12 protein-coding genes and 1 pseudogene are annotated in these 10,699 nt (G+C 61.9%); 8 read left to right on the top strand and 5 right to left on the bottom strand.

What is annotated here, in order from left to right:
* Positions 1 to 96, top strand: a pseudogene (locus B0E42_RS31355) (IS110 family transposase); the annotation flags it as partial.
* Between the two features lie 295 nt (positions 97 to 391).
* Here B0E42_RS31355 and B0E42_RS00220 read toward each other — a convergent pair.
* From B0E42_RS00220 to B0E42_RS00210, 3 genes are all read right to left on the bottom strand, one after another.
* Positions 392 to 772 carry a Rho termination factor N-terminal domain-containing protein gene (locus B0E42_RS00220; RefSeq protein WP_077505174.1) on the bottom strand — a complete coding sequence of 127 codons (381 nt, stop codon included), beginning with the start codon at positions 770 to 772 and terminating at the stop codon, positions 392 to 394.
* A 32-nt stretch (positions 773 to 804) separates the two neighbouring features.
* Positions 805 to 1,149, bottom strand: coding sequence for a hypothetical protein (locus B0E42_RS00215; protein WP_018613594.1), 345 nt, complete (start codon positions 1,147 to 1,149; stop codon positions 805 to 807).
* An 84-nt stretch (positions 1,150 to 1,233) separates the two neighbouring features.
* Complete coding sequence (locus B0E42_RS00210) at positions 1,234 to 1,890, bottom strand: HD domain-containing protein (RefSeq protein ID WP_077505172.1); 657 nt, start codon at positions 1,888 to 1,890, stop codon at positions 1,234 to 1,236.
* A gap of 117 nt (positions 1,891 to 2,007) precedes the next feature.
* On the opposite strand from B0E42_RS00210, the gene B0E42_RS00205 reads away from it, so the two are divergent.
* Positions 2,008 to 2,490: a GNAT family N-acetyltransferase gene (locus tag B0E42_RS00205; protein WP_003204214.1), complete on the top strand. Its 483-nt coding sequence runs from the start codon at positions 2,008 to 2,010 to the stop codon at positions 2,488 to 2,490.
* 5 nt (positions 2,491 to 2,495) lie between these two features.
* Here B0E42_RS00205 and B0E42_RS00200 read toward each other — a convergent pair whose 3' ends face one another.
* A complete protein-coding gene (locus B0E42_RS00200) occupies positions 2,496 to 3,128 on the bottom strand; it encodes a glutathione S-transferase family protein (RefSeq protein WP_077505170.1) in 633 nt (210 codons plus the stop codon).
* Positions 3,129 to 3,317: 189 nt separating this feature from the next.
* On the opposite strand from B0E42_RS00200, the gene B0E42_RS00195 reads away from it, so the two are divergent.
* The 5 genes from B0E42_RS00195 (at position 3,318) to B0E42_RS00175 (ending at position 8,537) form a co-directional block, all read left to right on the top strand.
* Positions 3,318 to 4,298: a 2-dehydro-3-deoxygalactonokinase gene (locus B0E42_RS00195; protein WP_053180922.1), complete on the top strand. Its 981-nt coding sequence runs from the start codon at positions 3,318 to 3,320 to the stop codon at positions 4,296 to 4,298.
* A gap of 19 nt (positions 4,299 to 4,317) precedes the next feature.
* Positions 4,318 to 4,938: a 2-dehydro-3-deoxy-6-phosphogalactonate aldolase gene (locus tag B0E42_RS00190; protein WP_003204208.1), complete on the top strand. Its 621-nt coding sequence runs from the start codon at positions 4,318 to 4,320 to the stop codon at positions 4,936 to 4,938.
* A gap of 49 nt (positions 4,939 to 4,987) precedes the next feature.
* Positions 4,988 to 6,136 (top strand): galactonate dehydratase, encoded by a 1,149-nt coding sequence (gene dgoD, locus B0E42_RS00185; protein ID WP_003179439.1) that lies wholly within the window; start codon positions 4,988 to 4,990, stop codon positions 6,134 to 6,136.
* A gap of 227 nt (positions 6,137 to 6,363) precedes the next feature.
* Positions 6,364 to 7,674: an MFS transporter gene (locus tag B0E42_RS00180; protein WP_024616933.1), complete on the top strand. Its 1,311-nt coding sequence runs from the start codon at positions 6,364 to 6,366 to the stop codon at positions 7,672 to 7,674.
* A gap of 59 nt (positions 7,675 to 7,733) precedes the next feature.
* Positions 7,734 to 8,537: an IclR family transcriptional regulator gene (locus tag B0E42_RS00175; RefSeq protein ID WP_053189620.1), complete on the top strand. Its 804-nt coding sequence runs from the start codon at positions 7,734 to 7,736 to the stop codon at positions 8,535 to 8,537.
* A gap of 6 nt (positions 8,538 to 8,543) precedes the next feature.
* Here B0E42_RS00175 and B0E42_RS00170 read toward each other — a convergent pair whose 3' ends face one another.
* Complete coding sequence (locus B0E42_RS00170; protein WP_018613613.1) at positions 8,544 to 9,596, bottom strand: NAD(P)-dependent alcohol dehydrogenase; 1,053 nt, start codon at positions 9,594 to 9,596, stop codon at positions 8,544 to 8,546.
* Between the two features lie 180 nt (positions 9,597 to 9,776).
* Between B0E42_RS00170 and B0E42_RS00165 the strand changes: the two genes are divergently transcribed.
* On the top strand, positions 9,777 to 10,667 hold the full coding sequence (locus tag B0E42_RS00165; protein WP_018613618.1) for an AraC family transcriptional regulator: 891 nt from the start codon (positions 9,777 to 9,779) through the stop codon (positions 10,665 to 10,667).
* Positions 10,668 to 10,699: the final 32 nt, after the last annotated feature.

Here is a 10,699-nt window from a genome sequence, read left to right as displayed (position 1 = left end):
ACAACCGAAGCATTAGTGGCACTGGCCCGCAAGCTTGCCCGAGTGGTATTCGCCCTGCTGAAGAACCAGAGCGAATACTTACCGAAAGGCATTTAAGGGGTAGCCCCGTACCATAGAATCTCCCACAGGTTTTTGTGCCAGGGCGCAGAACCCCGGCACAGGCACAGAGCCAGTGTGGGAGCGGGCTTGCTCGCGAAGGCGTCGGCACATCCAACACCTCCTTCGCTGACCCACCGCTTTCGCGAGCAAGCTCGCTCCCACAGGTGTCGTGCCAGGCGCAGAAACTTCGGCACGGCGCAGATCCAATGTGGGAGGCTCAGACCCCCTGCACACCGCAGATCCCCTGTGGGAGCGAGCCTGCTCGCGAAGGCGTCCTCCCAGACGCCGGCAATCACCCCGCCTTGCGCAACGCCTCCACCAACTCCTGCTTACGCATCCTCGAGCGCCCGGGAATGTTTTTCGCCCGGGCCTCCTTCATCAGGCTGTCCACTGTCTGGGTTCCATGGGAGGCTTTACTGGTGCGCGGGTGACCTTCGCGGGTCTTGGCGGCGCGGCGGGCCGATTCCTTGCGGTCGGTTTTCTTGGCCGCCGCCGGCTTTTCCTGGCCTAAACCACCGGTGCGTTCGCCACCACCGGACTGCTTGTTCACGGTCGCCCAGGCGCGTGCCTCGGCTTCGTTCTCGGACACGCCTTTTTTCTCGTAGCTTTTTTCAATGTGTGCGGCCTTGCGCTTTTGTTCGGCGGTGTATTTGTCTTTGCTTCCACGAGGCATGGGATGTTCCTCCTCAAATGTCTGAGCAGAGGCTATTGGCTGGCGGCGCCACCTTCGGAGCCCGACCCACCGGTCGTGGTCTTTGAGCCCACCCCGGTCTCGGCGTTATCAGGCGCTGTCGAGTCCGGTGTATTCATCCCACCCTGGCGCCCCGTGTCATTACCCTGCACACGCGGATCGGTGCCGGTGGCGGGTGGCTGGCCATTGTTCAGGCCGCCGCCAGTACCGTCGGTGTTCAATTTGGGCAGGCCTTGGGTTGCGGGAGAGTTGGGTGCTTGCACAGGATCGGTCGGCCCGGTGCCGGAGGTGGAAGCTGCGAAGGCCACCGAGGACAGCAACGCGGCGAAGGTGAATGCGGTCAGCCTTGAAGTGATCATGGGTGTCGCCTCCATTTTTCAGAATGCTTACCTGATCTTGGGCCTCGCTGGATTTGGGTTGGTGCCTCGGGTGCGACGAATGGTCTAGCCGTCGAGTCCGGCTTCTTCGATGAATTGCTCCATGAAGTTTTTTAGTTTTTCGTGACGGGTCAGCGCCATGTGTTGCCCGGTGGCAGTCTGGAAACCGTTGGCCAGGTGCAACAATTTGGTCTGGAAATGATCGAGGCAGAAACGTCGATCATCGTAATCCCGGGACTTGGCCTGCGGATCCTGAGGGTCATAGAGCGCACTGCCCATGCGTCCGGCCACATAGAATGTGCGCGCCACCCCGAGCAGGCCCAATGAGTCTAGGCGGTCGGCGTCCTGGAGAATTTTGGCTTCGAGTGTGATCGCTGCGATATTGGCCGAAAAACTGTGAGCCTCGATGGCATGGGCAACGGCGCTGATTTTTTCGTTTGGCCAGTTCAGGGTCGACAACAGTGTCGATGCCTTATCCGCTGCCAAGCGAGAGGCCTGTGCGCGCAGCGGTGAATTTTTTTCCACCGCCACGCAGTCATGCAGCAATGTTGCCGCCAGCAGAGTAAGCAGGTCACCGCCTTCATGACGGTGGAGCAAGCGTACGTTGTGCCAGACCCGTTGCAGGTGTGACAGATCGTGAGCGCCATCCTCCGATGGCTCCAATGCATGAGGCAGCAACTGGGCAGCGACGGTTTGAAAAGGTGCAAAGACGGCAGCGGTCATGACAGATCCTTTGTATGTCAGTACTTCGAGGGTTCGTGGATGATGTTCACTTTCATATGTGACGAGCGCCCCGTGGCGGCTTAGTATGGCGCTTTCAATTGGCTACAAGGCCTGTTCATGTCCATCGAGATCCGTCCTGCGCAACCCAGCGATGCGCCTCAAATCCTTGCCTTCATCACTGAGCTTGCCGATTACGAAAAGGCCCGCCACGAAGTCATTGCCAGTGTGGCGGACATCGAGCGCAGCCTGTTCAGCGAAGGCGCAACGGCCCACGGGTTGATCTGCCTGCGTGATGGCGTGCCGATCGGTTTCGCGGTGTTTTTCTTCAGTTATTCCACCTGGCTGGGCAGCAACTGCCTGTACCTCGAAGACTTGTACATCACGCCTGACCAGCGCGGTGGCGGGGCGGGCAAGACGTTGCTGCGCCATTTGGCGAAAGTTGCCTGTGACAACGATTGCGGGCGTTTCGAATGGAGTGTGCTGGACTGGAACACGCCGGCCATCGAGTTCTACAAATCCCTCGGCGCGCAACCCCAGGAAGAGTGGGTGCGCTACCGAATGGACGGCAAGGTGCTACGGGATTTCGCTAACGGCAACTGAGCACTTCATGAGTGCGCGGCGGATGCGTACTCGGCAAACCCCGGTCGCTGTTCGAGGCGTTTGCAGTAGGCCGCCACGGCCGGATAGTCGGGACGCTCCATGGGCGCCTGGCGCCAGCGGTGCACCGACAGGCCGATGAGCACATCCGCAAGGGAAAACGCCGTACCGGCCACGTAGGCGCCGGTGCGGTTCAACTGCTGCTCCAGCAACCCCATCTTCTCGTTCCAGCCTTTGACGCCGGCGGCGATGCGCTGTGGGTCCTGGAAGTCCGGATTCTTGCGTACCAGGGCGTGGAATGCGTAGCCCCATGACGGGTTGAGCTCTGTGGCTTGCCAGTCCATCCACTGCTCGACACGCGCCCGGGCGGCAGGCTCGACAGGCAGCAGATCGTTGCGCCCATGTTTGCCCGCCAGATAGCGGCAAATGGTGTTCGACTCCCAGAGCACACCGTTCTCATCAATGATCACCGGCACCTGGGCATTGGGATTCAAGGCCAGGAAATCCGGGTCTTGGGTCGAAGAAAAACCAATGCCCCAGTCTTCGCGCTCGTAGGCGATTTCCAGTTCCTGGCAGGTCCACAACACTTTCCTGACATTGATCGAGGAAGTGCGACCGAGGATTTTCAGCTGTTGTCCCATCACTTTTTTCCCTGAGTTGTTTGGCGTCCGTTCAGAAACGTAGCAGGGTCTTGGACGGATGGCGATTGGCTTTGTGGTTGACCTATTCAGTCCCAATATATGGGAGTGATATTTATATATTGAGATTTTGTCGCGCCCAGGTTTATAGTCCGTTCCACTCACTGCCAAAAAACAGAACAGGTGAAGCGGATGCAGGCGCAATTGATCGCGCTCGATTGGGGGACCACCTCATTACGGGCTTACAAACTCGCAGCCGATGGCGAGGTGCTCGAGCAGCGCTCGCTGTCATCGGGGATCATGCAGTTGCCTTCCGGGCCGCGAACCGTGGTCGGCCGGGTGTGCATCGACGGTTTCGAACTGGCCTTCGACGAGGCCTGCGGCGACTGGCTCGATGCACAGCCGGGCTTGCCTGTGATTGCCTGCGGCATGGTCGGCAGCGCTCAGGGCTGGCGCGAAGCGCCTTACTGCGACACACCCGCCAACGTCGCCAATCTCGGACATTCCCTACAAACCGTTCGCAGCCTTCGCGGTGTCGATGTGCACATCGTGCCCGGCGTGATCCAGCGTTCCCGTTTGCCCAATGTCATGCGCGGCGAAGAGACCCAAGTGCTCGGTGCCTTGCACAGCCTGCCGGACGAAGCGGTGCTGATCGGCTTGCCCGGCAGTCATTCGAAATGGGTGGAAGTGGCCGATGGCTGCATCGTGCATTTCGACACCTTCATGACCGGCGAGATCTTCGCCGTGCTCAGTGACCACAGCATTCTCGGTCGCACCCAGCAACGGAGTACGACCTTCGATGGCGTGGCCTTTGATCGTGGCGTACAGGTGGCGTTGTCGGTGGACGGCCAGATCGGTCCGTTGTCCACGGTGTTCAGCGCTCGCAGCCTGGGCTTGACCGGTGAACTGGAGGCCAGCGCCCAGGCCGATTACCTCTCGGGCCTGCTGATCGGCCATGAGCTGACGGCGCTGGCCGAGGTGCAGCGTCGGCGACGCGACAGCCTCCATCTGCCGACGGTGGTGCTGATCGGCAACTCCCAACTCTGTGTCCGTTATCAACGGGCCCTCGACGCCTGCGGCTTCTCCCGGGTGGTCCTGGCCGAACAGGCCACCGAACGCGGTTTGTGGCAACTGGCCGTAGCGGCCGGGTTGCTCGATTCCACCGCCCCCTGAACCTGACTGGAGGTCTGACATGCTCACACAAGCACTGGCGCACAACGGGCTGATCGCGATCCTGCGTGGTCTGCGTCCCGAAGAGGCGGCAGCCATCGGCGAAGTCCTGTACAGCGCCGGATTTCGCGTCATCGAAGTGCCGCTCAATTCCCCCGAGCCGTATGAAAGCATCCGCATCCTGCGCAGTACCTTGCCCGCCGATTGCCTGATCGGTGCCGGTACCGTGCTCACGCCGGAGCAGGTCGAGCAGGTGAAAGCCGCTGGCGGCCAAGTGATCGTCATGCCCCACAGCGATCCGAAGGTGCTGCGCGCGGCGAAAGCGGCGGGCTTGTACCTGTCGCCCGGCGTCGCCACGCCCACCGAAGCCTTTGCCGCGCTGGCTGAAGGGGCCCATGTACTGAAGATGTTCCCCGCCGAGCAAATGGGCCCGGCGGTGGTCAAGGCCTGGCTTGCGGTACTGCCGGCCGGGACTGTGTTGGTGCCGGTGGGCGGGATTACGCCGGACAACATGGCGGTGTTCGTCGAAGCCGGCGTCAAGGGTTTCGGCCTCGGTTCCGGGCTGTTCAAGCCGGGCCTGACAGCGGATGAAGTGGCGGTGCGGGCCAAGGCCTACGTGGCCGCATGGAACGCCTTGAACTGAAGACTTTTCCAGCGCCCCGTGCGCTGCATCTGACAAGAGAGACAACAAGATGAAAATCACCAAGCTGACCACGTTTATCGTTCCGCCGCGCTGGTGCTTCCTCAAGGTCGAGACCGACGAGGGCGTGACCGGTTGGGGCGAGCCCGTGGTCGAAGGCCGTGCCCACACGGTGGCGGCGGCTGTCGAGGAATTGTCCGACTACCTGATCGGCAAAGACCCACGCAACATCGAAGACATCTGGACGGTGCTCTATCGTGGCGGCTTCTACCGCGGCGGGGCCATTCACATGAGCGCCCTGGCCGGTATCGACCAGGCGTTGTGGGACATCAAGGGCAAGGCCCTGGGCGTGTCGGTCAGCGACCTGCTGGGCGGCCAGGTGCGGGACAAGATCCGTGTGTATTCGTGGATCGGCGGCGACCGGCCGGCCGATACCGCTCGCGCGGCGAAAGAAGCCGTGGCGCGGGGCTTCACGGCGGTGAAGATGAACGGCACCGAAGAGCTGCAGTTTCTCGACACCTTTGAAAAAGTCGACCTGGCCCTGGCCAACGTCGCGGCGGTGCGCGATGCGGTGGGGCCGAACGTCGGCATTGGCGTGGACTTCCATGGCCGGGTGCACAAGCCGATGGCCAAGGTACTGATGAAGGAACTCGACCCCTACAAGCTGATGTTCATCGAAGAGCCGGTGCTCAGTGAAAACTACGAAGCCCTCAAGGAACTGGCACCGCTGACCAGCACCCCGATTGCCCTGGGCGAGCGCTTGTTCTCGCGTTGGGACTTCAAGCGTGTACTCAGCGAAGGCTACGTGGACATCATCCAGCCGGATGCGTCCCACGCCGGTGGCATCACCGAAACCCGCAAGATCGCCAACATGGCCGAGGCCTACGACGTGGCGCTGGCATTGCACTGCCCGCTGGGCCCGATCGCCCTGGCGGCGTGCCTGCAACTGGACGCGGTCTGCTACAACGCGTTCATCCAGGAACAGAGCCTGGGTATCCACTACAACGAGAGCAACGACCTGCTGGATTACATCAAGGATCCGCAGGTGTTCGACTACGACAAGGGCTTCGTGAAAATCCCCAACGGTCCGGGCCTGGGCATTGAGATCAACGAGGAATACGTCATCGAACGCGCGGCCATCGGCCACCGCTGGCGCAACCCGATCTGGCGGCATGCCGATGGCAGTTTTGCCGAGTGGTGATTTGCGGCTGATCACTGCGCAGGAGCAAAAGAATCTTGTGGGAGCAAGGCCCTGTGGGAGTAAGGGGTTCTGTGGGAGCAAGGCTTGCCCGCGATGAACGATGACGCGGTTTGACTGGAAAACGCATCGTCTGCATCGCGGGCAAGCCTTGCTCCCACAGGTCTTGCTCCCACAGGGTCTTGCTCAATCCTTGCCGTATTCGACAAATATAAAAAGAGGCACCTCACATGCAAGCGCACACCCTGAGCGCGCAGGCGTCGTTGGTGACGCCCAGCCGCAAGCGTTTTTTCATCATGGTCCTGCTGTTCATCACCGTGGTGATCAATTACCTGGACCGCAGCAACCTCTCGATCGCCGCCCCCGCATTGACCAGCGACCTGGGCATCGATCCGATCCACGTCGGGCTGATTTTCTCGGCGTTCGGCTGGACCTACGCCGCCATGCAGATCCCCGGTGGTTGGTTGGTGGATCGGGTGCCGCCGCGCATTCTGTACAGCGTGGCACTGCTGTTGTGGTCGGTGGCCACGGTAATGCTGGGTTTTGCCGCCAGTTTCATCGCGTTGTTCGTGCTGCGCATGGCGGTCGGTGCCCTGGAAGCGCCGGCTTATCCGATCAACAGCCGCGTGGTCACCACCTGGTTTCCTGAGCGCGAGCGGGCCACGGCCATCGGTTTCTATACCTCCGGGCAGTTTGTCGGGCTGGCCTTCCTGACCCCGGTATTGGCTTGGTTGCAACACGCCTTCGGTTGGCACATGGTGTTTGTCGCCACGGGCGCGGTGGGCATTCTCTGGGCGGCGATCTGGTACGCGGTGTATCGCGAACCACGGGATTTCAAAGGCGCCAACGCCGCCGAAATCGAACTGATCCGCGAAGGCGGCGGGCTGGTGGATATCCAGGCCGATACCGCCAAGGTCAAGGCCAAATTCAGCTGGACCGACCTGGGGATTGTCCTGACCCAACGCAAGTTGTGGGGCATTTACCTGGGGCAGTTCTGCCTCAATTCCACGTTGTGGTTTTTCCTGACGTGGTTCCCGACCTACCTGGTGAAATATCGCGGTATGGACTTCATCAAGTCCGGCCTACTGGCGTCCCTGCCATTTCTCGCGGCGTTTGTCGGCGTGCTGTGCTCCGGGTTCTTCTCCGACTGGCTGATTCGCCGCGGCGCCACCGTGGGGTTTGCGCGCAAGCTGCCGATCATTGGCGGGTTGCTGATCTCGACCTCGATCATCGGCGCCAACTTCGTCGAGTCGACGCCGCTGGTGATCGCCTTCCTGGCCTTGGCGTTCTTCGGCAATGGCCTGGCGTCGATCACCTGGTCGCTGGTCTCGACACTGGCGCCGGCGCGACTGCTCGGGTTGACCGGCGGGGTGTTCAACTTCATCGGAAACCTGGCGGCCATCGCCACGCCGATCGTGATTGGCTTCCTCGCCAGCGGCGATTCGTTTGCCCCGGCCATCACCTATATCTCTGTCCTGGCACTGGCTGGCGCGCTGTCCTACATCCTGCTGGTCGGGAAGGTCGAGCGCATCGAGTTGTAGTCCGACGGGGCGGGCGACCATAATGCCGCCCGTTCCCCGCTCACTGTTGAAGGCCGGCTATGCTGCAAGACGATCCAAAAATCACCAAGGACGCCGCGCCCACAGGCACGCAGACATTGCTGCGCGGCCTGGGTGTGGTCCAGGCGGTCGCCAGCGGCGCCCGTGACTTGAAGGAAATCGCCCGGCTGATCGGCACCACCCGCAGCACCACCCATCGCCTGGCCAGTTGCCTGGTGGATGAACGTTACCTGCGCGTGGTGCCGCAAGTGGGCTACCTGCTGGGGCCGAAATTGATTGAGTTGGGCTTTCAGGCCCGGGAAGAGTTGCCACTGGTGAGCCTGGCGGGGCCTTACCTGGACGAGCTGTCGGCGCTCACCGGGGACACCGTGCACTTGGCGATTCGTGAAGGTGACGAAGTCTTGTACCTGCTGAAGAATCCGGGGCGCAACGGCCCGGAAATGCGCTCGCGCGTAGGCCATCGCATGCCGTTGGCGCGCACCGGGATCGGCAAGGCGCTGATGCTTGATGACTCGCAGGAACAATGGAAGCGGCTGTATGAAATCAGCCTGCCAGCTGGTGGGAAGAATCAGTTCTGGCCCCAGCATCAGGAGCAATCCTGGGAACAGTTCCAGCAACGGATGGTGGAGTATGTGGCGGGGGGCTATGCCTTCGACCTGGAAGACAACGAACCGTCGATTCGCTGTGTGGCGGCGCCGATCCGTGACGCCGGCAAGCGCATTGTTGCCGGTATCAGCATCGCCAGCACCGTGCCGTACATGCCGCTGGAAAAGATGGCCGAGCTGATTCCCCTGGTCAAAGGGGTCACAGCCCGGCTGTCGGCGGAGTTGGGCGCCAAGGTTTGACGAACGTCAGGCCTTGAGCGTGGCCATGTCGATGACGAAGCGGTACTTCACATCCCCGGCGATCATGCGGCTGTAGGCCTCGTTGATCTGGCGGATGTCGAGCATTTCAATGTCGCAGCTGATGTGGTGTTCGGCGCAGAAGTCCAGCACCTCTTGGGTTTCTGCGACACCGCCGATCAGCGAGCCGGCGAGGACACGACGACCCATGATCAGTTTTGCCGCGTGTACCGGCGGATCGATCGGCTCGACCAGACCCACGATGATGTGCACGCCGTCGAAACGCAGCGTGTCGAGGTAGGGATTGAGGTCGTGCTGCACCGGAATGGTGTCCAGCAGGAAGTGGAATCGTCCCGCTGCGGCGGCCATCTGTTCGGCGTCGGTGGACACGATCACATGGTCCGCGCCCTGGCGACGGGCTTCTTCGGCCTTGCTCGCCGAGCGGGTGAACAACGTGACTTCTGCGCCCATGGCCTTGGCGAACTTGATGCCCATGTGGCCCAGGCCGCCCATGCCCAGCACGCCAACCTTGTCGCCAGCCTTCACGCCATAGTGCTTGAGGGGCGAGTAGGTGGTGATGCCAGCGCAGAGAAGTGGTGCGGCGCTGGCCGGGTCGAGTGCTGCCGGAATGCGCAGCACAAAGTGCTCGCTGACCACGATGCTGTTGGAGTAACCGCCCATGGTGTGGCCGCCACTCACGCGGTCCGGGCTGGCGTAGGTCTGAGTCATGCCTTCCAGGCAGTATTGCTCCAGGTCAGCGCGGCAAGCTTCGCACTCGCGGCAAGAGTCGACCATGCAGCCGACACCGACCAAATCGCCTGCTTTATAGCGGGTGACATTCGCACCGACGGCGGTGACTTTGCCGATGATTTCATGGCCGGGCATCAGCGGGTAAACGGCGATGCCCCATTCATTGCGGGCCTGGTGGATGTCGGAGTGGCAGACGCCGCAGTAGAGAATGTCGATCGCCACGTCGTCGGCTCGCGGGCTGCGACGCTCGAACTTCATGGGGGCGAGGGGAGTGGTGGCCGACTGGGCGGCATATCCGATGGCTGTGTACATGATGGACCTCGCTAAGCAGTGAACGGTGAGGGGTTCCATTCTGGGAGTCCTGGCGGCCGGCGGCGATGGCGATTCCTCCGCCTGTCATGCCTAATCCTCCGGTCTTGGCCAGGATCTGATCCTATGTGACGCCAGACCTGCGATGATGGTTTCATCCCATTTTTCGTGAAGTTTTCGCCCATGTTGTTGACCCGCCATCTCGATGCCAACGCCACGCTGGTTTCATTGATAGAACCCCTGGCGACCCGCGACGGCTTCGTCCCGACGCCACTGCCCGGCGTACATGCGCTTCGGGCCAGCCAGGACGTCGCCCGTGGCCCGCAGCTCTACGAGCCGAGCCTGGTGATCATCGCCCAGGGCAGCAAATTGGCGTACCTGGGACCTCGCACGCTGGAATATGGCGCCGGGAATTATCTGATCCAGGCCTTGCCGGTGCCATTCGAATGCGAAACCTACGCCATGCCCAATGCTCCGCTGCTTGGGGTTTCCGTTGCGATCGATCGGGCGATGCTGGGGGAGTTGGTACTGGCCATGGGGCTGGTGCCGGGACGGAACCTGGCGCCGCAGACGCCGGAGTCGATGACCTGTGCCGTGCTCGATGACGCCATGCGTGGGTGCGTCGAACGCTTGTTGCGTTGCTTGCACGACCCACTGGAATGCCAGGTCATGGGCCAGGCGCGGCTGCGGGAGTTGCTGTTCGTCGCGTTGCGCGGGCCCCAGGCCGATGTGCTGCGGGCGCTGGTGGAGCAGCAAGGCCAATTCGCCCGGATTGCCGCGGCCCTGAGCCATTTGCATGCGCACTTCACTGAGCCGCTGAACGTCGAGACCTTGGCCGGTTGCGCGAACATGAGCGCCTCGACCTTCCATGAGCATTTCAAGCGCAGCACGTTGCTGTCGCCCGTGCAGTACCTCAAGCGCTTGCGCCTGCTCAAGGCCCAGCGACTGCTGCTCACCGAGGGCATGGGCGTGGCCCAGGTCGCGCACCAGGTGGGGTATCAGAGCTCGTCGCAGTTCAGTCGGGAGTACAAGCGCTACTTCGAACGCAACCCCGGGGAAGAGCGCGCTGCCTGAGTCTGTGATGTTCCCTGTGGGAGCGAGCTTGC

It is taken from the genome of Pseudomonas sp. A25(2017), from assembly GCF_002001065.1.
GTDB lineage: Bacteria > Pseudomonadota > Gammaproteobacteria > Pseudomonadales > Pseudomonadaceae > Aquipseudomonas > Aquipseudomonas kilonensis.
The sequence above is the reverse complement of the archived record's forward strand: the minus strand, read 5'-3'. Positions and strand labels throughout refer to the sequence as shown.

Excerpts from the sequence above, each read along its gene's own strand:
- B0E42_RS00220 (WP_077505174.1), bottom strand. The coding sequence starts at position 772 with ATGCCTCGTGGAAGCAAAGACAAATACACCGCCGAACAAAAGCGCAAG.
- B0E42_RS00215 (WP_018613594.1), bottom strand. The coding sequence starts at position 1,149 with ATGATCACTTCAAGGCTGACCGCATTCACCTTCGCCGCGTTGCTGTCC.
- B0E42_RS00210 (WP_077505172.1), bottom strand. The coding sequence starts at position 1,890 with ATGACCGCTGCCGTCTTTGCACCTTTTCAAACCGTCGCTGCCCAGTTG.
- B0E42_RS00205 (WP_003204214.1), top strand. The coding sequence starts at position 2,008 with ATGTCCATCGAGATCCGTCCTGCGCAACCCAGCGATGCGCCTCAAATC.
- B0E42_RS00200 (WP_077505170.1), bottom strand. The coding sequence starts at position 3,128 with ATGGGACAACAGCTGAAAATCCTCGGTCGCACTTCCTCGATCAATGTC.
- B0E42_RS00195 (WP_053180922.1), top strand. The coding sequence starts at position 3,318 with ATGCAGGCGCAATTGATCGCGCTCGATTGGGGGACCACCTCATTACGG.
- B0E42_RS00190 (WP_003204208.1), top strand. The coding sequence starts at position 4,318 with ATGCTCACACAAGCACTGGCGCACAACGGGCTGATCGCGATCCTGCGT.
- dgoD (WP_003179439.1), top strand. The coding sequence starts at position 4,988 with ATGAAAATCACCAAGCTGACCACGTTTATCGTTCCGCCGCGCTGGTGC.
- B0E42_RS00180 (WP_024616933.1), top strand. The coding sequence starts at position 6,364 with ATGCAAGCGCACACCCTGAGCGCGCAGGCGTCGTTGGTGACGCCCAGC.
- B0E42_RS00175 (WP_053189620.1), top strand. The coding sequence starts at position 7,734 with ATGCTGCAAGACGATCCAAAAATCACCAAGGACGCCGCGCCCACAGGC.
- B0E42_RS00170 (WP_018613613.1), bottom strand. The coding sequence starts at position 9,596 with ATGTACACAGCCATCGGATATGCCGCCCAGTCGGCCACCACTCCCCTC.
- B0E42_RS00165 (WP_018613618.1), top strand. The coding sequence starts at position 9,777 with ATGTTGTTGACCCGCCATCTCGATGCCAACGCCACGCTGGTTTCATTG.